At 73.2% G+C, this 21,882-nt stretch carries 21 protein-coding genes; 15 read left to right on the top strand and 6 right to left on the bottom strand.

Annotation, left to right across the window (positions count from 1 at the left end; genetic code table 11):
- Nucleotides 1-26 precede the first annotated feature (26 nt).
- The gene (locus tag AC1DXT_RS09650) at nucleotides 27-845 is read right to left on the bottom strand and encodes a VOC family protein (RefSeq protein ID WP_477061135.1); all 819 of its coding nucleotides are present in this window, start codon (nucleotides 843-845) and stop codon (nucleotides 27-29) included.
- Nucleotides 846-854: 9 nt separating this feature from the next.
- A complete protein-coding gene (locus AC1DXT_RS09655; RefSeq protein ID WP_477061136.1) occupies nucleotides 855-1,355 on the bottom strand; it encodes a GNAT family N-acetyltransferase in 501 nt (166 codons plus the stop codon).
- A gap of 78 nt (nucleotides 1,356-1,433) precedes the next feature.
- Here AC1DXT_RS09655 and AC1DXT_RS09660 point away from each other — a divergent pair, with 78 nt between their 5' ends.
- The 4 genes from AC1DXT_RS09660 to AC1DXT_RS09675 are packed head-to-tail and all read left to right on the top strand — an operon-like array spanning nucleotide 1,434 to nucleotide 4,977.
- Nucleotides 1,434-1,898, top strand: a complete 465-nt coding sequence (locus AC1DXT_RS09660; protein WP_477061137.1) for an SRPBCC family protein — start codon at nucleotides 1,434-1,436, stop codon at nucleotides 1,896-1,898.
- The gene (locus AC1DXT_RS09665; RefSeq protein ID WP_477061138.1) at nucleotides 1,895-2,215 is read left to right on the top strand and encodes an ArsR/SmtB family transcription factor; all 321 of its coding nucleotides are present in this window, start codon (nucleotides 1,895-1,897) and stop codon (nucleotides 2,213-2,215) included. Before AC1DXT_RS09660 ends, AC1DXT_RS09665 begins: the two co-directional genes overlap by 4 nt.
- Nucleotides 2,216-2,255: 40 nt before the next feature.
- Nucleotides 2,256-3,947, top strand: coding sequence for a SulP family inorganic anion transporter (locus AC1DXT_RS09670; RefSeq protein WP_477061139.1), 1,692 nt, complete (start codon nucleotides 2,256-2,258; stop codon nucleotides 3,945-3,947).
- Nucleotides 3,948-3,990: 43 nt separating this feature from the next.
- Complete coding sequence (locus tag AC1DXT_RS09675) at nucleotides 3,991-4,977, top strand: aldo/keto reductase (protein WP_477061140.1); 987 nt, start codon at nucleotides 3,991-3,993, stop codon at nucleotides 4,975-4,977.
- 4 nt (nucleotides 4,978-4,981) lie between these two features.
- Here AC1DXT_RS09675 and AC1DXT_RS09680 read toward each other — a convergent pair whose 3' ends face one another.
- Nucleotides 4,982-6,472 carry an MFS transporter gene (locus AC1DXT_RS09680; protein ID WP_477061141.1) on the bottom strand — a complete coding sequence of 497 codons (1,491 nt, stop codon included), beginning with the start codon at nucleotides 6,470-6,472 and terminating at the stop codon, nucleotides 4,982-4,984.
- Nucleotides 6,473-6,604: 132 nt separating this feature from the next.
- Here AC1DXT_RS09680 and AC1DXT_RS09685 point away from each other — a divergent pair, with 132 nt between their 5' ends.
- Complete coding sequence (locus AC1DXT_RS09685; RefSeq protein WP_477061142.1) at nucleotides 6,605-7,228, top strand: TetR/AcrR family transcriptional regulator; 624 nt, start codon at nucleotides 6,605-6,607, stop codon at nucleotides 7,226-7,228.
- On the opposite strand, the gene AC1DXT_RS09690 is transcribed toward AC1DXT_RS09685, so the two are convergent.
- The 3 genes from AC1DXT_RS09690 to AC1DXT_RS09700 all read right to left on the bottom strand — a co-directional run bounded on the left by AC1DXT_RS09690 (nucleotide 7,225) and on the right by AC1DXT_RS09700 (nucleotide 9,737).
- Nucleotides 7,225-7,638 (bottom strand): SHOCT domain-containing protein, encoded by a 414-nt coding sequence (locus tag AC1DXT_RS09690; protein ID WP_477061143.1) that lies wholly within the window; start codon nucleotides 7,636-7,638, stop codon nucleotides 7,225-7,227. The genes AC1DXT_RS09685 and AC1DXT_RS09690 overlap by 4 nt on opposite strands.
- 105 nt (nucleotides 7,639-7,743) lie before the next feature.
- The gene (locus AC1DXT_RS09695) at nucleotides 7,744-9,180 is read right to left on the bottom strand and encodes a hypothetical protein (protein WP_477061144.1); all 1,437 of its coding nucleotides are present in this window, start codon (nucleotides 9,178-9,180) and stop codon (nucleotides 7,744-7,746) included.
- Nucleotides 9,177-9,737 (bottom strand): sigma-70 family RNA polymerase sigma factor, encoded by a 561-nt coding sequence (locus tag AC1DXT_RS09700; protein WP_477061145.1) that lies wholly within the window; start codon nucleotides 9,735-9,737, stop codon nucleotides 9,177-9,179. The genes AC1DXT_RS09695 and AC1DXT_RS09700 overlap by 4 nt, the downstream gene beginning before the upstream one ends.
- Before the next feature lie 209 nt (nucleotides 9,738-9,946).
- On the opposite strand from AC1DXT_RS09700, the gene AC1DXT_RS09705 reads away from it, so the two are divergent.
- From AC1DXT_RS09705 to AC1DXT_RS09750, 10 genes are read left to right on the top strand one after another with little or no spacing between them, the layout of a single operon-like run.
- Complete coding sequence (locus AC1DXT_RS09705) at nucleotides 9,947-11,161, top strand: toxic anion resistance protein (RefSeq protein ID WP_477061146.1); 1,215 nt, start codon at nucleotides 9,947-9,949, stop codon at nucleotides 11,159-11,161.
- 9 nt (nucleotides 11,162-11,170) lie between these two features.
- Complete coding sequence (locus AC1DXT_RS09710) at nucleotides 11,171-11,695, top strand: hypothetical protein (RefSeq protein WP_477061147.1); 525 nt, start codon at nucleotides 11,171-11,173, stop codon at nucleotides 11,693-11,695.
- Complete coding sequence (locus AC1DXT_RS09715; RefSeq protein WP_477061148.1) at nucleotides 11,692-13,173, top strand: AAA family ATPase; 1,482 nt, start codon at nucleotides 11,692-11,694, stop codon at nucleotides 13,171-13,173. Before AC1DXT_RS09710 ends, AC1DXT_RS09715 begins: the two co-directional genes overlap by 4 nt.
- Entirely contained in the window at nucleotides 13,170-14,447 is a 1,278-nt protein-coding gene (locus AC1DXT_RS09720; protein WP_477061149.1) for a hypothetical protein, read from the top strand. The genes AC1DXT_RS09715 and AC1DXT_RS09720 overlap by 4 nt, the downstream gene beginning before the upstream one ends.
- Entirely contained in the window at nucleotides 14,444-15,400 is a 957-nt protein-coding gene (locus tag AC1DXT_RS09725; protein ID WP_477061150.1) for a glutamate ABC transporter substrate-binding protein, read from the top strand. The genes AC1DXT_RS09720 and AC1DXT_RS09725 overlap by 4 nt, the downstream gene beginning before the upstream one ends.
- Nucleotides 15,397-16,509: a hypothetical protein gene (locus AC1DXT_RS09730; protein ID WP_477061151.1), complete on the top strand. Its 1,113-nt coding sequence runs from the start codon at nucleotides 15,397-15,399 to the stop codon at nucleotides 16,507-16,509. Before AC1DXT_RS09725 ends, AC1DXT_RS09730 begins: the two co-directional genes overlap by 4 nt.
- On the top strand, nucleotides 16,506-18,803 hold the full coding sequence (locus AC1DXT_RS09735; protein WP_477061152.1) for a serine/threonine-protein kinase: 2,298 nt from the start codon (nucleotides 16,506-16,508) through the stop codon (nucleotides 18,801-18,803). Before AC1DXT_RS09730 ends, AC1DXT_RS09735 begins: the two co-directional genes overlap by 4 nt.
- Nucleotides 18,800-19,840, top strand: coding sequence for a PP2C family protein-serine/threonine phosphatase (locus tag AC1DXT_RS09740; protein ID WP_477061153.1), 1,041 nt, complete (start codon nucleotides 18,800-18,802; stop codon nucleotides 19,838-19,840). The genes AC1DXT_RS09735 and AC1DXT_RS09740 overlap by 4 nt, the downstream gene beginning before the upstream one ends.
- Nucleotides 19,841-19,849: 9 nt before the next feature.
- Nucleotides 19,850-21,127: a vWA domain-containing protein gene (locus AC1DXT_RS09745; protein ID WP_477061154.1), complete on the top strand. Its 1,278-nt coding sequence runs from the start codon at nucleotides 19,850-19,852 to the stop codon at nucleotides 21,125-21,127.
- Nucleotides 21,124-21,837: an FHA domain-containing protein gene (locus AC1DXT_RS09750; RefSeq protein ID WP_477061155.1), complete on the top strand. Its 714-nt coding sequence runs from the start codon at nucleotides 21,124-21,126 to the stop codon at nucleotides 21,835-21,837. The genes AC1DXT_RS09745 and AC1DXT_RS09750 overlap by 4 nt, the downstream gene beginning before the upstream one ends.
- Nucleotides 21,838-21,882 lie beyond the last annotated feature (45 nt).

Raw genomic sequence — 21,882 nt, forward strand, 5'->3', positions numbered from 1 at the left:
TGCCACGGCGTCCGGGCAGGTCCGGCTCACTCCGGGGGCGTGAACTGGCTCCCGGTGAACAGCGCGCCCTGCGGGTCACGGATCGTCGTCGTGAGCGCCCACGGGGTGTCCTCGCTGGCCAGGACCTCGCCGCCGTGCTCGGTGGCCAGTGCGGCGGTCTGGTCGCGGTCGGCGACGGCGAACGTCACGTGCCAGTGCGGCGCCTCGTTCTCGACGGCGGGCGCGACCCAGCCGATTGCGTCCTCGAACCCCGGCGGTACGGAGACGTCGGCCTGGCGCTCGCGGATGTCGGGGTCGGTGGTGGCCGCGAGGTGGTCGCCGTAGCCGGGCACGCGGATCAACGTGCCGAAGCCGAGGTCGTCGAACACCCAGCCGAACACCTGCGTGTAGAACGAGGTGGCGGGCTCGTCGCTGCGCAGGTCGCTGAAGTTCCAGGTGCCGGGCGCGTTGACGATCTGCGCACCGAGCCGGCGCTTCGGCTGCCAGAGCCGGAGCGGCACCCCCTGCGGGTCGGTGAAGCCGGCCCACGTGCCGCCCTCGCCCGCGACGGTCGGGCCGGTGGTGACGGCGCCGCCCGCGGCGGTGATCCGGTCGAGGACTGCCTCGACGTCGTCCACGGCCACGTAGGTGTGCCAGCCCGGGTCGTCGGCGCCCTCGCCGACGCCGGCCACGTCAAGACCGTCCACCTGAGCGATCACGTACCGCGGCGCCCCGGGCGGGCTGGCCTGATGGAACGTCCAGCCGAGCACGGCGCCGTAGAACGCCCGTGCTCCGTCGACGTCCCGCTGCTCGATGTCCACCCAGGACGTCACGCCCTGCGGGTAGGTCCGCTGCTGCTGCGTCATTTGTCCAACCTAGGCAGTACCACCCACACGCAGCGAGGCCTCGAGCAGGGTGCAGGAGAAGTCGGCGAAGTCGACCTGCCCGACGGGCTGGAAACCGGACGACTCGTAGTACGTGCGCAGCACCGGGTTGGTGGTCCGGCAGTCGAGCCGGAGCACCTCGACGCCCGCGTCCCGACCCTGTGCCGCCGCCCAGTCGAGCAGGGCGGCGCCGAGCCCGCGACCCGCGGCCCGGCGGTCGACCATGAGGCCGTGCACGTAGACGGCGGGGGTGTGGTCGTCGCCCCAGAAGTCGGGGTCGGTCCACAGGAGCCGGACCGTTCCGACGATGCCGAGCTCGTCGTCGCGGACCACGTGCCACTCGCCGGCGTCGACCTGCGCGGCGACGCGCTCGCGGGGGAGCGACCCCGGCGGCCACTGCACCGTGCCGTGCGCGGCCATCCAGTCCTCGAGGGACCGGCGCAGGGCGTGGATGGCGTCGACGTCGGCGGGGACGGCCAGGACGGGGAGCACCAGCCGACGGTACCCGTTGCAACTGACTGGTTGCTTATGCAACTCTAGAGTTGCAGGCTTCGATCGAGAGGATCTCCCATGACGACCGTCAACCCGCAGGCCGTGATCGACACCGAGAGCTACCAGGTGACGCGCACGGTGCACATCCGCGCGACGCCGGACCGGGTCTGGGCCGCACTGACGCGCGACGACCTGGTTGCGCAGTGGTTCGGGAGCACCGCGCACCTGCCGGACCTGCGCGTCGGAGGCATGGGGACGTTCGGGTTCGAGGGCTACGGCGTGTTCCCCGTCCGCATCGAGGAGTACGACGAGCCGGTGGTGTTCGCCTTCACGTGGGGATCACCGGGAGAGCCGCTGCGCGAGGACAACTCGACGCTGGTCCGGTTCACGCTCGTCGCCGACGGTGACGCCACCCTGCTGACCGTCGTCGAGTCCGGCTTCGACCTGCTCGGCCGGGACCCGCTGGTGGCGATGGAGAACAACCGCGGCGGCTGGACCGCCGAGCTCGACGAGCTGGTCGCGCTCCTCGAGGGCGCGGCATGAGCAGCGCGACGCTGGCGCCCGTGTTCGCGGCGCTCGCCGACGACACCCGGTGGCAGATCCTGCAGGAGCTGGGCCGCTCGGACCTGTCGGCCTCCGCGCTGGCCACCCGCCTGCCGGTCACCCGGCAGGCGATCGCCAAGCACCTCGGGGTGCTCGCCGAGGCGGGACTGGTCGTCCCGGTGCGGGCCGGCCGCGAGATCCGCTACCAGGCCCTGGGGTCGCGGCTGTCCGAGACCGCGCGGGCCCTGGAGGCCATCGGGGCGGAGTGGGACCGCCGGCTCGCGACGATCAAGCGCCTCGCGGAGGAGCAGCCCTGAGGGACTGACGCCTCAGGGCTCGCATCGCTAGGGTCCAGACATGGCTGCGAAGCGGCGCCGATGGTCCGACTACGTACCGATCGTCGGCGTGCTGCGCACGTACGACCGGCGCTGGCTGCGTCCCGACGTGGCCGCAGGTGTCGCGGTCGCGGCGCTGATCGTCCCCAAGAACCTCGGGTACGCGGGGATCGCGGGCATCCCGCTGCAGAACGGCCTGTACGCCGCCGCGGCCGGCGCGATCCTCTACGCGATCTTCGGCACCAGCCGGCAGATCTCCACGGGGCCCAGCTCCGGACTGGCCGCGGTGGCCGCCAGCGCGGTGCTCGCCGCGGGGCTCACGGGCACCGACGTGGCCTCGTTCGTCGCGGGGATCACGCTCGTCGCCGGCCTGGTGTTCGTGGTCCTCGCGGTGCTCAAGATGGGGTGGATCGCGCAGTTCCTCTCGCGCGCCGTCGTGACGGGCTTCCTGTTCGGCGCCGCGATCGACGTCGTCATCGGCGAGCTGCCCAAGCTCACCGGCACGAGCGCCTCGGGGGACACACCCCCGCAGGAGCTGTGGTCCTGGCTCGGCACGCTCGGCGACGTGCACCCCGCGACGGCCGTCGTCGGCGTCGTCTCGCTGGTGACGGTCTTCGGCTTGCGGCGCATCGCCCCACGCGTGCCCGGCGCGCTCGTCCTGGTGGTCGGCGGGCTCCTGGCGTCCTGGCTGCTCGACCTGGGGGAGCGCGGCGTCGCGCTGGTCGGCGACGTGCCCCGCGGACTTCCCTCGGTCGTCGTGCCCGATCCGGCCCTCATGCTCGACCACGTCGCGACCGTGGCCCTCGCCTCCGTCGCGCTCGTGATGATCGGGTTCTCGCAGACCGCGGGCGACGCCCGCACGTTCGCCGCCCGGCACCGCTACCGGGTCGACATCGACCAGGAGTCCCTCGCCCAGGGGGCCGCCAACGTGGGTGCCGGCCTGGTGCAGGGCATGCCGGTGTCCACGAGCCTGTCGGCGAGCTCGCTGAACGACCGCGCCGGAGCGCGCACCCCCGTCGCGTCGCTCACGTCGGGCGCCATGGTCCTGCTCACCCTGCTGCTGCTGGCGCCGCTGTTCTCGGGGCTGCCGACGGCGGTGCTCGGCGCGATCATCATCGAGGCCGTCGTCATGGGGATGATGGACGTGCCCGCCATGCGCAGGCTGTTCCGGGTGCAGCGGTTCGACTTCTGGATCGCGATGGTGGCGCTGGTGAGCACGCTGGTGGTCGGCGTGCTGGCCGGGGTGCTCGTCGGGATCGCGCTGTCGCTGCTGTGGCTGGTCTCGGTGACCACGCGGCCGTCGCTGCCGGTGATGGTGCGTGAGCCCGGGACGCAGGTGTTCCGCGAGGTCGACGAGCACCCGGAGGACGAGGCGGAGCCGGGCATCGCGGTGCTCCGCATCGACGGCGGCCTGTTCTTCGCCACCGCCGACGCCCTCGAGGACCGGGTGCGCGAGGTCGCCGACGCGAGCCCGGGGCTGACGGCGATCGTGATCGACTGCGGCGCGATCACGATCATCGACGCACAGGGCGCCGCGACCCTGCACGACATCCTCGACCTGGCACGCGACAGGGACCTCGCCGTCCGGCTCGCCCGGGTCAAGCCATCGGTGCGAGCGACGCTCGCCCGCGACGGCGTGGTCGACCGCGTCGGGGCCGACCGGTTCCACGGGAGCGTGCACCGCGCGGTCGAGGCCCACCGGAACGGGTACTGACAGGGCCTCCCTCGTCCGCGGCGACCGCCGTACCGTCGATCGCATGGACACACGCACACTCGGAACCGACCTGGTGGTCTCCGCGATCGGCCTCGGCTGCATGGGCATGAGCCAGAGCTACGGCCCCAACCCGGGGGACCGCGACGACATGATCGCCGTCCTGCGCGGCGCGGTGGACCGGGGCGTCACGTTCTTCGACACCGCGGAGGTGTACGGCCCGTTCGTCAACGAGGAGCTCGTGGGCGAGGCGCTCGCACCCGTCCGGGACCGGGTCGTCATCGCCACCAAGTTCGGCTTCGACATCCAGGACGGGAAGTCGGTCGGCGTGAACAGCCGGCCGGAGCACATCGCGGCGGCGGCCGACGCCTCGCTCCAGCGGCTCGGCGTCGACGTCATCGACCTCTACTACCAGCACCGCGTGGACCCGGACGTGCCCATCGAGGACGTCGCCGGGGCGGTCAAGGAGCTCGTCGCCGCGGGCAAGGTCCGGCACTTCGGGCTGTCCGAGGCGGGCGCCGGCACGATCCGCCGCGCGCACGCCGTGCAGCCGGTGACCGCGCTGCAGAGCGAGTACTCGCTGTGGACGCGCGACCCCGAGGCGGAGGTCCTGCCGGTGCTCGAGGAGCTGGGGATCGGCTTCGTCCCGTTCAGCCCGCTCGGCAAGGGGTTCCTCACCGGCACGGTCGACACGACGACCACGTTCACCGACAAGGACATCCGCACGACGATCCCGCGGTTCACCGAGGAGAACCGCCAGGCCAACCAGGCCCTGGTCGACCTGGTGACCACCGTGGCTGCGCGTCACGGTGCGACGCCCGCGCAGGTCGCGCTCGCGTGGCTGCTCGCCCGCACGCCGTGGATCGTCCCGATCCCCGGCACCCGCCGCCTGACCCGGCTCGACGAGAACCTCGGTGCCGCGCAGCTCGCGCTGAGCACCGAGGACCTCGCCGAGCTGACCCAGGCCGCGGACCGGATCGGCGTGCACGGCAACCGCTACAACGACGCCGGCATGGGCATGGTCGGCCTGTAGGAGGTCAGTGCGCGAGCACCGGCTCCCCGTGCGCGGCGGCGGGTGCCGTCGCGGCCAGGCGGGCGGCCCGGTCCGCGCGGGTGCGGAACAGGGTCGCCGTGAGGACCGCACCGAGCAGGAAGATCCCCGCCGACCACGAGTACGCCACGGAGAAGCTGTGGATGGCTGCGTCGGCCATCACCTGCGGCGTGGCGGGCGAGTGGTCCGTGAGGTAGGCGGTCGCGGCGGTGGCGGCCAGGGTGTTGAGCACCGCGGTGCCGATCGCCCCGCCCACCTGCTGGCTGGTGGAGACCATCGCGGAGGCTGCGCCGGCCTGGCGCGGTGCGATCCCGAGCGTCGCGATCTGGAACGACGCGGGCATGATCGAGCCCATCGCGATGCCCATGGCGATCAGCCCGACGACCACGTGGCCGTAGCTGCTGTCGGCGTCGAGGGTCGTGAACCAGAGCATGGCCAGCGCGCCGACGGTCATGCCGATCGGCACCAGGAGCTTGGGCCCGAACCGCGGGACCAGGATGTTCGACTGGATCTGTGCGGTGATGATGATGAACAGGACCATCGGCAGGAACGCCGTGCCCGTCTGCATCGGGGTGTACCCGAGGGTCAGCTGCAGGTAGTACGTGAGGAAGAGGAACACCCCGAACATCCCGGAGCCCGCGACGAGGATGGCCAGGAACCCGGCGCCACGGTCGCGGTCGAGGACGATCTCCAGCGGGAGCAGCGGGTACTCGGTGGTGCGCTGGCGACGGACGAAGGCGATCAGCAGGACGACGCTGGCGGCCAGCGAGCCCCAGACCACCGGAGCGTCCCAGCCCTGAGGCTCGGCCTGCGAGAAGCCGAACACCAGCGCGAACAGGCCCGTGGACGCCAGGACGACACCGGGCACGTCGAACCGGCTGCGGTGCGTGACGTCCGTGCGGGAGAGCAGGACGCTGCCGGCGACGAACGCGACGACGGCGATGAGCACGTTGACGTAGAGGTTCCAGCGCCAGTTGAAGTTCTCGGTGAGGTAGCCGCCGAGCAGCAGGCCGATGGCACCGCCCATCCCGGCGATCGCGCCGAAGACCCCGAACGCGCGGGCACGCTCCTTCGGGACGGTGAACGTGGTGGTCAGGACGGAGAGGGCGGCGGGTGCGAGGACCGCCGCGAAGACGCCCTGCAGGGCGCGGGCGGCGATGAGCAGCTCGAAGCTCTGGGCGGCGCCGCCGAGCGCGGACGCGACGGCGAACCCGACGAGCCCGACGAGGAACATGCGGCGGCGTCCGAACATGTCGGAGAGGCGGCCGCCGAGCAGCAGCAGGCTGCCGAAGGCGAGCGCGTAGGCGGTGACCACCCACTGGCGGTCGTTGTCGCTGAACCCGAGGTCCGCCTGGGCGGAGGGCAGCGCGATGTTCACGATGGTCGCGTCGAGGACGACCATCAGCTGGGCGAGGGCGACCGTCGCGAGGACGAGCCAGCGCTGCCGGCTCTCCGGTGCGGTGGTGACAGTGGACATGGTGATGCTCCTGTGACGTCGTGGTCGGTGGAGCGAGAGTAATATGGAACTAGGGAGTTTCGGAACCCCCCAGTCTCGATTTGTTTCAGCGCTACGCTGGCAGCCGAATCAGCAGCAAGGAGAAGGAGCATCGTGGAGGACGGGTCGACGACGATCGCGCGCCGCCCGGGCCGACGACGCGACGGGTCGAAGGACGACGCGATCCTGGTCGCGACCCGCGAGCTGCTCGCCGAGCGCGGCTACGACGGCATGACGATGGACGCCGTCGCAGAGCGCGCCGGGGCGGGCAAGGCGACGGTCTACCGCCGCTGGCCGTCCAAGGTGCAGCTCACGGTCGACGCCGTCGTCTGCATGCGGGGCGTCGCGCCGACGGCCGACGAGATCCCCGACACGGGGTCGCTGCGCTCCGACCTGCTCGCCGTCCGCTTCGGCAAGCCGCGCACGGACGACTCCGAGCTCATGTCCGGCCTGTGGTCCGCGGTGAGGGAGAACCCCGAGGTCGCCGCCGTCTTCCACGAGCAGTTCGTGCGCTCCCGGGTCGGTCTGATGCGCGGGCTGCTGGAGCGAGCGGAGGCCCGCGGCGAGCTGCGTCCGGACATCGACCTGGAGATGGTCGCCGCCGTCGCGCCCGCCATGATCGCCTACCGCAAGATGGTCGCCGGGCAGAAGATCGACGACGAGTTCGTGGTGCAGATGATCGACACGGTCATCCTGCCGCTGGCCACCGGGTCCGCCCCGACGCCGACGACCGGCTAGCTCCCCGCGAGGACCTTCGCCTTCGCGGCGGCGTACTCCGCGTCGTCGAGGTGACCGTCGCGGTGCAGCGCGCTCAGACGCTCGAGCCGGGTGGTGACGTCCTCGTCCGGGGGAGCCGGCGCGTCGGCGGAGGTGGACGCGTGCGCGTGCCGGGTGCGCTGGAACGTCTCGGCACCGTCCTTGGCGGCGGTGGCGGCGCCCCGACCCGCCTCCGCGGCACCCTTGACCAGCGCGACGCCGGTCTCCCCGACCACCACGACCGCGGTGGCGCTCTTCGACGTCAGCGACTCCTTGGTGGTCTCGCTCAGCGGGAGCTTGCCGATCCCCGTGGCGACGATGCGCTGCACGTCGTACGCGATGCCCAGGCGGTGCAGGCGGTCGTCCAACGACCCGGTGTCCTCGGTCGACATGCGTACCCCTCTGCTCGTCGGCGTGCCCTGCCCCGCATCCTCTCAGGCCGCGGCCGGCGTGGTCACCGTGCCCGCCGAAGGTCGCCGCCCGCCCGGTACGTCACCTCACTGACCGACGGTGAACCCCATGAGGACGTGCTCCCACCCCTCCGTGGCGGGCTCTCCCTCGAGCGTGGAGAGCTCCGTGACGGCCCCCGTGGTCACGTCCGTGCTGATCGTGCGCTGCCGGCCCGCCTTCCCGTGGCCGACGTAGCAGCTGTTGAGGTCGGCGATCACGGAGCCGCCCCCGCGCTGGAAGCCGTACGAGTGGTCGTACTGACCCCACTGCGTGGTGAGCGGCGAGATCACGCCGTCGGCGAGCACGGCCGGGTCGCCGCCGCCGTCGCACGGCGGCTCCTGGGTGATCACGCCCAGCAGGACGCGGCCGTCCGGCAACGGCGTCGCGTCGACCACCGGGTGCTCCGACGTCGCGAGCAGCCGCGGGGGAGTCTCCGGGCGCGCCGCGTCGAGCGACAGCAGGTTGGCCGGCGTGCCGCAGGAGAGCAGCAGCTCGTGCGGACCCGACCAGCCGCCGACCGTGCACGTCCGGTCCGTCGTGACCGTCGTGACCGTCGTTGCGTCGCCCGAGCGCAGGTCGACGAGCACCAGGCGCCCGTCCGTGCCGGTCGCCGACACCCACCGGCCGTCCGGACTGAGCGACGTGGCGTACGCGGAGTCGTCGATCGCGCCGAGGTCGCGCTGCGTGCCGTCGGGCTCCCGGACGAGCAGGTGGAACGTCGCCCCCCAGGTCGACATGCGGTTCTGGGGCCCGAGCACGTTCCTGGGCGCCGGGACCGCCCCCTCGGGGAGGTCGCTGTAGTCCGTCTGCGGCGCTGCCCACACCGTCGTCCCGTCGGGGGTCCCCCCGATCCACATCGCGCTGAGCGGGAAGTCCGGCCACGGCTGGAGGTCACCCGTGCGCAGGTCGAGCCGGCCGATCACGTCGACGGGCCGGTCCTCCAGGTAGTTCGTCGTGGTCGCGAGGACGAGCGGCTGGCCGGCGGTCCACCAGAACACGTTGAGCCCGGTGCGGACGCTCGTCTCGAGCGCCGGGTACCGCTCGCCCGACGGGGAGACGAGGAGGAGCCGGTTGCGGTACGCGTCCGTCGGGGCGTCGGACGGGTCCGTGCCGACGCGCGTCTGGTTGTCGGTCACGAGCGTCCACCCGGCGGTGCTGCTCTCGACGAGGCCACCCGGCAGCGGCAGGGGCTCGCCGACGTGCACCGCAGGCGGCGTCGGTGTGGGAGTCGCCGTCGGGCTCTCGGTCAGGCTGACCGCGGGGACGGGGGACTGGTCGGCCCGATGGGTGCCCAACCACGCCGTCGCGCCGAGCACACCGACCAGCCCGACACCGGCCACGCTCTGCAGGGAGTGCCGGACGGCCCGCCGCTGCCGCACGCGCCGCACCGTCCCGGCCAGGGTCCCGGTGTCCGGGGTGGCCCCGGACCGCCGGCGTTCGATGGCCACCTCGGCCTCGGCCAACAGCTGCCCCAGGTCGCTCATGAGCGGGCTCCTCTCGGTGTGCCGTCGACCAGGCGAACGCTCGGCCGCTCGTCGGCCTCGGGGTCGGTGGTCGCGCCCAGCCAGCGTTGCATCGCGGCCGCGGCGTCGGACGTGTACCTCTTGACGGCGCCCTGACTCAGTCCGAGCTGCTCGGCGGTCTGGGCGACCGACAGGTCCTCGAGGTGCCGGAGCACGACGCAGGCGCGCTGGCGGGGAGTGAGTCGGGCGAGCGCCTCCAGGACGTCCCGCTCGAGCCCGGGGAGCACCGTCTCCACCGGCGTCTCCGGGTGCCCGGCCACCCGGTCGGCGGCGCGCCGCTCGCTCGCCGCCGTCCGTGCGCGGTCGATGGACCGGGTGGCGATGGCGCGGCGCACGTACGCCTCGGCCTGAGCCAGGGTGGTGAACCGCGCGCGGCTGGAGAAGGTGGCGACCAGCGCGTCCTGCACCAGGTCCTCCGCCTCGGCGGGCGTCGCCGCCAGCAGCGTCGCCCGGGCCAGCAGCGCGGCCCACCGCTCCTGCACCAGCTGGGCCAGCAGGCCCTCCCACCGCGCGCTCATCGGCCCCCTGCCTGGCGTTGTCGTGTGCCCGCACGTCGGGCCACACCTGAAGAACGGAGCGTGGCAGAGATCGGTTGGTCACCGGGCCGCAACGGTCCCCCGTGCTACTGTCCGCAACAGGACGCTTGACCATCCGCTTGACCATTCCATGACCATTGCAAGGCGCAGCTCTACCGCCCTCTGCGACGACCTGGACGTGAAGGACGACGATGACCGACGCAGCCCCCTTGCAGCCCCCCGCGCCGCAGTCCGTCTTCGCGCTGGAGGCCCCTGCCCCGATGGCGCCGGTGGCGGCCACGCAGGCTCCCGCGATGGCCCCGCAGATCCCCGAGTCGGCGCTCCCGGGCCTCGACGCCAAGGTCAGCGCCTACGTCGACGGCCTCATGAAGGCCCAGGTGGGATCGCCGGAGCTGGCCAGCAAGGCCGACGACATCCGCCTCATGGGCGACTCCGACATCCGCGCGGCCGCCGACACCTCGAACCGGCTGCTCCAGATGCCCGTCAAGGAGCTGCGCGAGGGCGGGGTCTCCGGCACGTCGCAGGTGAGCAAGTCGCTGCTGGACCTGCGCAAGACGGTCGAGAGCCTGGACCCCAGCGAGGCCACGATCGGCAAGAAGCTGCTCGGGCTCATCCCGTTCGGCGACTCGCTCACCGACTACTTCCGCCGGTACGAGAGCTCGCAGAAGCAGATCGACGCCATCGTCCGCGCGCTGTACAACGGCCAGGACGAGCTGCGCAAGGACAACGCGGCGCTCAACCTGGAGAAGCAGCACCTCTGGGACACGATGGCCCGCCTGCACCAGTACATCTACGTCGCGGAGTCGCTGGACACGCGCGTGTCGACGGCCATCGCGGAGCTCGACGCCACGGATCCCGCGCGGGCCAAGGCGCTGCGCGAGGACGTCCTGTTCTACGTGCGCCAGAAGCACCAGGACCTGCTGACCCAGCTGGCCGTCTCGATCCAGGGCTACCTGGCGATCGACATCATCATCAAGAACAACATCGAGCTCATCAAGGGCGTGGACCGCGCCACGACCACCACGGTGGCCGCCCTGCGCACGGCCGTCATCGTCGCGCAGGCGCTGAACAACCAACGGCTGGTCCTCGACCAGATCACCGCGCTGAACGCCACGACGACCGGGCTGATCGCGTCGACCGCGAAGATGCTCAAGGAGCAGTCGGCGGGCATTCAGGAGCAGGCCGCGCAGGCCACCGTCGGTCTGCCGCAGCTGCAGCAGGCGTTCACGGACATCTACGCGACCATGGACTCCATCGACACGTTCAAGGTCAAGGCGCTCGACTCGATGGCGACGACCATCGGCGTGCTCGAGACCGAGACGACGAAGGCGCGCACCTACCTCGACCGCGTGAAGCGTGCGGACACCACGGACGTCGCCAGCGGTTCGCTCGATCTCGGCACGTAGGCACCGCAGATGAGCTGGTTCGCACGCCTGAGGGGGCGGCGTCGGGAGCCCGAGCTTCCCCCTGCACCGCCCGCGCCGACGACGGCGGACATCGTCGCGTCCGCGCACCAGGTGGAGCAGCAGATCGCGGGCAGGGTGCCGGCCGCGGTGACCGCGCGCGTCCTGCGGATCACCCGGACCGTCGACGAGATGGCGCCGCGGCTGGACCGGCTCGGCGCCGGCAGCCTCCAGGCGCACACCGTCGTCGCGACCGCCACGAGCTACCTGCCCGAGGCCGTCGGCGGCTACCTGCGCCTGCCGCGGGACTTCGCCGACCGCCGCGTGGTGTCGAAGGGCAAGACCTCCCTCATGGTGCTCTGCGACCAGCTGGACCTGCTGGGCGTGACCCTGGACAAGATCTCCGACGCCGTCTCCCGCGAGGACGCCAACGCGCTCGTGGCGCACGGGCTGTTCCTCGCCGAGAAGTTCGGCGGCACCTCGCTCGCGCTGGCCCCGGAGGCCGGCCTCGACACGCCCCAGGTGGAGCGCCCGTGACCCTGACCGACGCCCTCGACTCCCTCGAGACCGTCGGCGCTGCTGCCGGCCTCGACGGCGCCGCCGTCCGCGACGAGGGCGCGCGCCTCGCCGCCGCCGTCGCCGAGTCGATCCCCGGGGCGGCCACGGGATGGCTCGCCGCGGTCGGCTCGCCGGACGCGACCTTCGGGGCGTTCTTCGCGGCGGCCTCGAGCGCGCGGCGCTGGCGGTCGGCCCCGACCGACCTGCTCGTCGGGCTCGTCGGGACCCCGCACGCATCGGGCTACGCGAGCGCGCTCGCGGACGTGGTGTCCGCCGCGTGCGACCTCGGACCCGCACCGATCGAGGTGATCGCCCGCGCCTCGGCCACCGCCGCCGTGCAGCTCGCAGGGGTGAACGGTCCCACCCCCGTGGCGACCGATCCGCCGTCCGCGTTCGACCTGCCCCGCCTCGACCCGTCGTCGTTCGACCTGTCCGCCCTCGCCCTGCCGCCGCAGCCCGGCGCCGGGGAGCCGGGGCTCGTCCCGGTCCGCCCGACGCCCGTCGCGGGTACGACGTACGTCCCCGAGGAAAAGCCGGCGAAGACCCTGGAGGACCTGCTGGCCGAGCTCGACGCGCTCGTCGGCCTCCGCCGCGTCAAGGCCGAGATCCGGCAGCAGACCCAGCTCCTGCGGGTCGAGCGCCTGCGCACCGAGGCCGGTCTCACGGCGCCCACGCTCACGCGTCACCTGGTGTTCCTGGGCAACCCCGGCACGGGCAAGACGACGGTCGCGCGGCTGGTGGCCGGCATCTACCGGGCGCTCGGGCTGCTCACCCAGGGGCACCTGGTCGAGGTGGACCGCTCCGAGCTGGTCGCGGGGTACCTCGGGCAGACGGCCGTGAAGACCTCCGAGGTCGTCGCGACGGCCCTCGGTGGGGTCCTGTTCGTCGACGAGGCCTACGGGCTGGCCGAGGACCAGTACGGCGCCGAGGCGGTGAACACCCTGGTCAAGGACATGGAGGACCACCGCGACGACCTCGTGGTGATCGTCGCCGGGTACCCGGGGCCGATGGCGACCTTCCTGGCCACCAACCCCGGGCTGGAGAGCCGGTTCTCCACGACGGTCGAGTTCGACGACTACACCGACGCCGAGCTGCGCGAGATCTTCGCCCGCGCCGCGGCCAAGGCCGACTTCGAGCCGACGCCCGAGTGCCTGGACCGGTTCGAGGAGCTGGCGTCGCTGCAGATCCGCGACGAGGGGTTCGGCAACGGCCGCTATGCGCGCAACGTGCTGGACCAGGCGATCACCAGGCACGCCTGGCGGCTGCGGGACGTTGAGCAACCGACGGTGGACCAGCTCCGGCTGATCCTCCCGGAGGACCTGGTGCCGGCCCCCGACGAGCCGGCCCCCGACGAGCCGGTGGCCGACGAGCCGACGAGTGACGAGCAGGTAGCCGAGGAACCGGTGGCCGACGGGCCCACCGCACAGACCGACGCCCACATCGAGGAGTCCGCGTGACGCAGACCATCGCCCCGCCGGCGGCGCCCTCCGCCGCGGCCCCTCCGGTCCACCGCACCGGGCTGCGCGGCGCGCTGAGCCGCACGCCCGGCCGGCTGCGGGTCGCCGGCGTCGTGTCCGTGCTGGCCGCCGCCGCGGTGGGCGTGATCGGCCTCAACGCGGGTCTGGCCCAGTCCGAGGCGCTGTCCGACGCCGACGCCGACACCACCCAGCTGGTCGGCATCCAGGACGTCCGCAACGACCTGGTGGTGGCCGACGCGACCGCGACCAACGCGTTCCTCGTCGGTGGCCTGGAGCCGCCGGAGCAGCGCGCCCGGTACGACGAGGCCGTCGCGTCCGCCGCGAACGGGCTCGCCGAGCTGGCCGGCTCCAACGGCGCCGACGCGGACCTGCTCGGCCAGGCGAACGCCGGACTGACCACGTACACCGGCCTCGTCGAGCAGGCCCGCGCCAACAACCGGCAGGGCTTCCCGGTCGGTGCCGCGTACCTCGACCAGGCGTCGGCGGTGCTGCGCACGGACGTGCTCCCGCACCTGGACGACCTGGTGCAGGCCAACAGCGACCGGGTCGACTCGTCGTTCGACTCGGTGGGCTCCGTGCCGTGGCTGCTGGCCTTCGGTGTCCTCGCGCTCGCGGTGCTCGTCGTCGTGCAGGTGTGGCTGGCCAAGCGCACGCACCGCCGCCTGAACGCCGGGCTGTTCTGGTCCACGGTCCTCGCGCTCGCCGCGACGATCGGTGGGGCCGTGGTGCTCGGCTCGGCGGCGGGGAAGGCGGGCGACGCGCGCAGCGGTCCCTACGACGCCACCGTCTCGGTGTCGCAGGCGTACTCGCTGGCCAACGACGCGAAGTCCCAGGAGTCGTTCACGCTCATCAAGCGCGGCTCGGGTGCGGTGTACGAGGAGCAGTTCGTGGCCAAGACCGACGAGGCGCGCGAGCTGCTGGTCCGGCCGACCGTCGACGACAACCTCGTCGTGCTGCTCGACCGGTGGGTCGCCTCGCACGAGGAGATCCGCGCGCTCGACGACGGCGGCGACTGGGACGGCGCGGTCGCCCTGGCGATCAGCGAGGAGCCGGGCGCTCCGAACGATGTGTTCGCCGAGTTCTCGACCGCCGCGTCCAGCAGTCTGGAGTCCAGCGCCGCGCAGACGCACGACGCCCTGTCGGGCTCCGGCGGGTCGTCGGTCCTGGTCGGCTGGTTGATGCTCGTCGCGGGTGTGCTGGCCGCGGTCCTGTCCTGGCGCGGCATCTCGACCCGAGTGGAGGAGTACCGGTGACCACGACACGTTCGACCCGCCTGGGTCTCGCAGCGATCCTGGCCTCGCTCGCCCTCGTCGCGGGCTGCGCGGGCGTCCCCGCAGCGGCCCCGGCGGCCCAGCAGGAGCGCGCGGCGGCCTCGGTCGCCCTCCCGGCCGCGACGGTCTGCGACGACGCGATCGAGTCGACGACCTCCTACGCCCCAGCACCCGGCGCGGCCACGCCGACCGTGGACGCCATCCGCGCCCGCGGAGCGCTGCGGGTCGGGGTCTCGGCCGACACTCTGCTCATGGGCTCGCGCAACCCGCTGTCCGGCCAGATCGAGGGCTTCGACATCGACATGCTGCACGCCGTCTCGGCCGCGATCTTCGGCGACCCGAACCGGCTGCAGTTTCGGGTGATCACCTCGGCGCAGCGGCTCGAGGTGCTGGAGAACCACGAGGTCGACCTGGTGGCCCGTACGTTCACCATCAACTGCGAGCGCTGGGAGACCATCGCGTTCTCCGCCGAGTACCTCACCGCGGGCCAGAAGGTGCTGGTCACGCGGGACTCGGAGGCGCAGAGCATCGAGGACCTCGAGGCTCTCGGCGACCAGCGCGTCTGCGCCCCGGAGGGCACGACGACCCTGGAGCGGCTCGAGGAGACGTATCCCGGGGTCGAGGCCGTCAGCGCCCCGACGCACACCGGCTGCCTGGTCCTGTTCCAGCAGGGCAAGGTCGACGCGATCACCGGCGACGACACGATCCTCGCCGGCTTCGTCGCGCAGGACCCGTACGCGAAGGTGGTCGGCGAGGCGTTCAGCGCGGAGCCGTACGGCGTGGGCGTCGCGGCGGACCAGGTGGACCTCGTGCAGTACGTCAACGGCGTGCTCGACCAGGCGAAGGTCGACGGCTCCTGGGCCGCCTCCTACGACCGCTGGCTCGGCGCGCTGGGGACTGCGCCGGCGCCGCCGGTCTCGGTGTACGGCCGGTGAGCGGACCCGAGGCGCCGGAGGCGCCCGGGCGGCTCGGGGAGCCGATCCCCGCACCGGAGCTGCTCCGCTACCTCAGCGGGCTCGAGGCGTGGCTGGCCAACCGCCGCACGGAGCTGGACCGCCTGGACCAGGCTGCCCAGGCGTCGCCCGCGTCCGAGAGCTACACCGACGACGTGCTGCTGGCGCTCACCATGTGGCAGGCGATCCGGTCGCGCACCGACGAGCTGGTGGTCGTGTGGGACTCGGGCCGGGCCGACGCGGTGGACCGGGAGAAGATGTCGCAGCTGGTCTGGGGCCGGCTGGACTCCGGCCTGGGAGCCGCGCTCGTCTCGCTGGTCGAGGCCGTGACCCTGTGCGACGCGATGATCTCGCAGGTGCGCGCGCGGCTGTCGTTCGACCCGGACACCGCCGACCAGGCGTCGCGGCTGCGCGGGCTGCGGGCCGGCCTCGTCCGCTGCGAGGACCTGGCCGGCGTCGACACCGCCTCACGCGAGCTGCTCGAGACCCTGCGCACCCGTGAGCGGAAGCTCGTCGCGCAGGCGGCCCGTGGTGCGGACATCTCCGGCCCGCTCGCGGAGCTGGAGGCGCGTGCGGCGCTGGCCGAGCGGGACCTCATCGTGCAGGTGTCGCAGCGGCGCACGCTCGAGAAGGGCCGCGCCGATGCCCGGGACACGATGGCCGCGCTGGAGAAGCGTGAGCCGACGCTGCACGAGCTGGCGCAGCGGTGCCGGCGCGAGATCGCGCACCCGCCCAAGCTGGCCGTGCCGGACGTCTCGCGCCTGGGCACCGTGCCGGACACCCGCACGGAGCTCGACGCGTTCGTGGACCGGCTCGCCGCCGTGGGCCGCGCGTTCGACGCGGTCGCCGACGCCTACAGCAAGCCCCTGCGCGAGCGGGCGGAGCTGCGCTACCGGCTCGAGGGCGCCCGCGCGGCGGCCGACGCCAACGGCCGCAGCGCCTCGCCGACGGTCCGCTCGGGGTACGACGAGGCCCGCGCCGTCGTCGCCCAGACGCCCTGCGACCTCACCCTGACCCGCTTCCTCGTGGAGCAGTACGAGTACCTCAGCCGCGACCTGCCCTCGGTGGGTCAGGAGGGACGAGCCCGATGATCGCCTGCACGGAGCCCGGCTGCACGGGCACCTACGAGGACGGCTACTGCAACGTGTGCGGGTCGCCGCAGACCGCGACGGCCCCCGCGTCCGGCGCCCCCGCGTCCGCGACGTCGCTGCTCGGCACGGGGGTCGCCCAGGCGAGCCCGGACCGCGCGGCCGCGGCCGCCGACCCCGACGCGGAGCGGTCCACACGTACCGGCCGCACCAGCTCGAGCCGGCTGGCCACGGCCGCCCTGGGCTCGGCACGCACGGCAGCCACAGGTGGCACGCGACCCACCCGCCGGGTCGGCACCTCCTCGACCCGGCTGCGCGGCGCGCGCCTGGGCGCCGGCCTCACGACCGTGCCGCCCGCCCCGGTGCAGGACCCGCTGCAGGCGGTCATGGCTGTGCCCGAGGTGCCCGAGCGCAAGCGCTTCTGCCCGGCCTGCGGCGCCGAGGTCGGCCGGTCGCGCGACGGTGTGCCAGGCCGGACCGCGGGGTTCTGCCCGAAGTGCGGCAACCGGTTCGACTTCACGCCGGCGCTCAACCCCGGTGACCTGGTCGGTGGGCAGTACGAGGTCGTGGGGTGCCTCGCGCACGGCGGCCTGGGCTGGATCTACCTGGCGCGGGACCGCAACGTCTCGGGCCGGTGGGTGGTGCTCAAGGGCCTGCTGAACTCCGGCGACCCGGACGCCTACGCGGCGGCGATCTCCGAGCGCCAGTTCCTGGCCGAGGTCGAGCACCCGCTGATCGTCGAGATCTACAACTTCGCCATGCACGAGGGCGCGGGCTACACCGTCATGGAGTTCGTCGGCGGCCGCTCGCTCAAGCAGATCCTGCACGACCGCCGCGAGGCCGCCGGGGGCGTCAACACGCCGCTGCCGGTGGACCAGGCGCTCGCGTTCGTGCTCGAGATCCTCCCCGCGTTCGCCTACCTGCACGACGTGGGCCTGCTGTTCTGCGACTTCAAGCCGGACAACGTGATCCAGCAGGGCGACGCGGTCAAGCTCATCGACCTGGGCGGTGTGCGCCGGATCGACGACCTGGACTCGGCGATCTTCGGCACGGTCGGCTACCAGGCGCCCGAGGTCGCCGAGGTGGGGCCGTCCGTGGCGTCCGACATCTACACGATCGGGCGGACGCTGGCCACGCTCGTGCTCGACTTCCGCGGCAACACGAGCACCTACGTGGCGTCGCTGCCCGCGGTCGCGGACACGCCGGTGTTCCAGACGTACGACTCGTTCTACCGGCTCCTGGCCAAGGCGTGCGCCCTCGACCCGTCGGACCGGTTCGCGACGGTCGACGAGCTGCGTGCGCAGGTGCTCGGCGTGCTGCGCGAGGTCGTCGCCACCGACCGCGGCCCGGGCAGCCCGGCGCTGCACTCGGCGGCCTCGGTGCTGTTCGAGGCGCCGACGTCCGACGAGGCCGGCCACGCGCTCGCCTGGGACCAGCTGCCCGCGCTGAAGGTCGACGCGAGCGACCCGGCGGCGAGCTGGCTGGCGGGCGTCAACGTGAGCAACCCGGACCAGCGCCTCGCCGCGCTGGCCGACGCACCGGACGAGACCGTCGAGGTGCGGCTGCGGCGCGCGACCGCGGCGATCGAGGCCGGCCGGCAGGACGTGCTCGACCAGACGCTGTCGCAGATCCTCACCGACGACCCGTGGGAGTGGCGCGCGGCGTGGCTGGGCGGCCTCGCGCAGCTCAGCACGGGCGACCCGGTGGCGGCGCGCGCCTCGTTCAACGCGGTCTACGGGCAGGTGCCCGGCGAGCTGGCGCCCAAGCTGGCCCTGGCCACCGCGTGCGAGCTGAGCAACGAGCCCGACATCGCCGAGTCGCTCTACATCATCTGCGCGCGCTCCGACGCGAACTACACCGCCCCCGCGGCGTTCGGGCTGGCCCGCATCCGCCGGGCGCGGGGGGACCTGCCGGGAGCGCTCGCGGCGCTCGACCTGGTGACGCCCACGCGCAGCTCGTACGTGGACGCCCGGATGATGCGCGCCCAGCTGCTGGCCACGTCCAGCGGCGACCTGCGCGCCCTGTCCGACGCGCTCGCCAGCGTGCAGTCGGTCTCCATCGAGCCGCGGGCGCGGGCGGCCCTGCGGGTGGACGTGCTCGGGTCCGCGCTCGCCGCGGTGCTCAAGGACGGGCCGTCGAGGACCGTGCAGCTCGGTTCCGTGCCGGCCCAGGAGCCGGACCTGCGCGATGCCCTGGAGGGGGCCCTGCGCGAGTACGCCGCCCTCGCCCCCACGTCGGACGAGCGGATCGCCCTGGTCGACCAGGCGAACGGCGTCCGCCGGTGGACCACGTGGTGACCTGTCCGCAGTGCGGCACGGTCGCCGCCGACGGCTCGGCGTTCTGCGAGCACTGCGGCACCCGCCTGGGCGCTCCGGCCCCCGTGGCCGTGCTCGACGAGCCGGACCAGCCCACGACGCCCGTCTGCCGGTTCTGCGGCGGGACGATCGCGGCCGACGGCTACTGCGAGCACTGCGGCGAGCTCGCGATGAGCGAGCGCGACCACTGGACCGAGCTGCCCTCCCCGCTCGTCGGCGGGGTCTGCGACCGAGGTCGGCGCAAGAGCCGCAACGAGGACGCGATGGCGCTGGCGGTCGTCGGCACCACCGCGGTCCTGGTGGTCTGCGACGGCGTGTCCAACATCCCCGACTCCGACATCGCGAGCCTCGCCGCCGCCCGCGCGGCACGCGACGTGCTGGCCATCGCGGAACCGCAGACGGTCTCCTCGTGGTCCGCGCTCCTGATCACCGCGGCCTCCGCAGCGGACAAGGCCATCGCCGACGCGGTCGGGGACATGGCCGGCCGCGCCGAGCCGCCGTCGTGCACGTTCGTCGCGACCGTGGTCGACGGGCCCACCGTCGTCGCGGGCTGGCTGGGGGACTCCCGCGCGTACTGGATCCCCGACGAGGGGGACTCCCACCAGATCAGCGTGGACGACTCCGCGGCGAACGAGATGATCGCGCGCGGCATCCCGCGAGCACGGGCGGAGGCCTCCCGCGAGGGGCACGCCATCACGCGCTGGCTCGGCCCCGACGCCGAGACCGTCGTCCCGCAGACCGCGACGACCCGCGCGCAGGGCCCAGGCTGGGTGCTGGTCTGCTCGGACGGGCTCTGGAACTACTGCTCCGAGGCCGACGACGTCGCGGACCTGCTGCACCGCACCGCGGAGAAGGTCGGTCAGTCGCCCGACGTGATCTCCGGCGAGCTGGTCCGCTGGGCCAACGAGCAGGGCGGGCACGACAACATCACCGCCGCGCTGGCCCGCGTCGCCGCACCCTTCGATACTGTCCAGACCGAAGAGACGGTGTCGGCCGAGCCCGCACCGCCCGCAGCCTGAGGAGCCACAGTGGCCGACTTCCGCACCGAGGTGTTCCAGAACGAGTTCCTCTCCGACGGCGCCACGGACGTGCACGCGATCGTCACCGTGACCAGCACCGGCGCGGGCACCGCGGCGTCCTCCGGCGGGGGCGTCGCCGAGCTCGTCATCATCGACACGTCCGGCTCCATGAGCGGGCCCAACATCGAGGCCGCCAAGTACGCGGCGCAGGTGGCGGTCGACCAGATCGCCGACGGCACCTGGTTCGCGGTGATCGGCGGCAGCCACGTGGCCAACCGTGCCTTCCCGTACCCGAACGCCCCGGTCGCGATCGTGCAGATGGAGCCCGGCGCCCGCGAGGAGGCCAAGCGCGCCATCTCGTTCATGCGCCCCTCGGGCGGCACCGCGATGAGCACCTGGCTGCGGCTGGCGGACGCGATCTTCGCGATGGTCCCGCAGGCGGCGCAGAAGCACGCGATCCTGCTCACCGACGGCCGCAACGAGTCGGAGCCGCGTGCCGAGCTGTCCCGGGCGATCAGCGACGTCACCGGGCACTTCCAGTGCGACGCGCGCGGCGTCGGGTCCAGCTGGGAGGTGGCCGAGCTGCGCGAGATCGCCACGGCGCTGCTCGGCACGGTCGACCTCATCCGGAACCCGGCGGACATCGCCGAGGACTTCAAGGCGCTGGTGAACGAGTCGATGTCCAAGGGCGTCGCGGACGCCGAGCTGCGGGTCTGGGCACCCCAGGGCGCGCAGGTCCTGTTCGTCCGGCGGGTGGCCCCCACCGTGGAGGACATCACGTCCAGGCGCACCGAGGTGAACGCCCTCACGGGGGCGTACCCGACCGGGGCGTGGGGCGACGAGTCGCGCGACTACCACGTGGCGATCCGGGTGCCGTCGAAGCCGGTGGGCTCCGAGCAGCTGGCCGCGCGCGTGCAGATCGCCGTCGGCGGGGACGTCCTGGCGTCGGGTCTGGTCAAGGCCCGGTGGTCCGACGACAGCTCGCTGACCGCGCGCATCAACCCCGAGGTCGCGCACTACACGGGTCAGGCCGAGCTCGCGTCGGTCATCCAGGAGGGGCTGGCCGCGAAGGCGTCCGGCGACGAGGCCACGGCGACCGTCAAGCTCGGCCGCGCCGTCCAGCTGGCCGCCGAGACCGGCAACGAGGAGGCCACCTCCCGGCTGCGGCGGGTGGTCGAGATCGACGACGAGGAGAAGGGCACCGTGCGCCTCAAGCGCAACGCCGACAAGCTCGACGAGATGGCGCTCGACACCGCGTCGACCAAGACCACGCGGGTCCGCCGGTGAGCACCGTCGTCTGCCCGAACGGCCACTCGTCCACGTCCACCGACTACTGCGACGTCTGCGGCGCGCCCATCGAGTCCGCGGCGCCGGCGGAGGCCCCCGAGCCTGCCGCGGTGGGGACCGCCACCACGTGCCCCCACTGCGGCGCACCCGCGTCGTCGCTGGCCCTGTTCTGCGAGGTCTGCGGCTACGACTTCACGACGGGCACCGCACCCGCGCCGGTCGCGCCCACGGCCCCGGCACCCGTGAGCGCGCCGACGCCCAATGTCGAGGCGCCCGCAGCACTCCCGACCCCGGCCCCCGACGGCGCCGAGTCCTGGGTGGCCGAGGTCTGGGTGGACCCCGACTGGTACGCCGCGCAGCAGCCGGAGGATCCGATGCCGTCGGCCGGGCTCCCCGGTCTGGTGCCCCTGCGCGAGCGCAGCGTGCTCGTCGGCCGCCCGTCGGTGTCCCGCAACATCCACCCCGCGGTCGACTGCGGGACGGACTCCGGGGTCTCCCGCCGGCACTGCCAGCTCAACACGGACGGCCAGCGCTGGTGGGTGGAGGACCTGCAGTCCGCCAACGGCACCTACGTCAGCCGCGCGGGCGACCCGCTGCCGACGACACCCATCCCCGCCGGTCAACGCAAGGAGATCGAGGACGGCGACCGGCTGTACCTCGGGGCGTGGACCCGCATCGTGATCCGGACGGCGCTGCCCGGGGAGGTCTAGCCCGGGCGAGGTGCCGGAGTGCTAACTTCCGAAGCACGGCAGGTC

It is taken from the genome of Cellulomonas sp. P1_G12_2, from assembly GCF_056405535.1.

Bases quoted from the DNA above. Each gene is read 5' to 3' on its own strand.
- AC1DXT_RS09650 (WP_477061135.1), bottom strand. From the start codon at position 845: ATGACGCAGCAGCAGCGGACCTACCCGCAGGGCGTGACGTCCTGGGTG.
- AC1DXT_RS09690 (WP_477061143.1), bottom strand. From the start codon at position 7,638: ATGTCGACCGAGGACACCGGGTCGTTGGACGACCGCCTGCACCGCCTG.
- AC1DXT_RS09675 (WP_477061140.1), top strand. From the start codon at position 3,991: ATGGACACACGCACACTCGGAACCGACCTGGTGGTCTCCGCGATCGGC.
- AC1DXT_RS09710 (WP_477061147.1), top strand. From the start codon at position 11,171: ATGAGCTGGTTCGCACGCCTGAGGGGGCGGCGTCGGGAGCCCGAGCTT.
- AC1DXT_RS09670 (WP_477061139.1), top strand. From the start codon at position 2,256: ATGGCTGCGAAGCGGCGCCGATGGTCCGACTACGTACCGATCGTCGGC.
- AC1DXT_RS09705 (WP_477061146.1), top strand. From the start codon at position 9,947: ATGACCGACGCAGCCCCCTTGCAGCCCCCCGCGCCGCAGTCCGTCTTC.
- AC1DXT_RS09660 (WP_477061137.1), top strand. From the start codon at position 1,434: ATGACGACCGTCAACCCGCAGGCCGTGATCGACACCGAGAGCTACCAG.
- AC1DXT_RS09665 (WP_477061138.1), top strand. From the start codon at position 1,895: ATGAGCAGCGCGACGCTGGCGCCCGTGTTCGCGGCGCTCGCCGACGAC.
- AC1DXT_RS09700 (WP_477061145.1), bottom strand. From the start codon at position 9,737: ATGAGCGCGCGGTGGGAGGGCCTGCTGGCCCAGCTGGTGCAGGAGCGG.
- AC1DXT_RS09735 (WP_477061152.1), top strand. From the start codon at position 16,506: ATGATCGCCTGCACGGAGCCCGGCTGCACGGGCACCTACGAGGACGGC.
- AC1DXT_RS09695 (WP_477061144.1), bottom strand. From the start codon at position 9,180: ATGAGCGACCTGGGGCAGCTGTTGGCCGAGGCCGAGGTGGCCATCGAA.
- AC1DXT_RS09680 (WP_477061141.1), bottom strand. From the start codon at position 6,472: ATGTCCACTGTCACCACCGCACCGGAGAGCCGGCAGCGCTGGCTCGTC.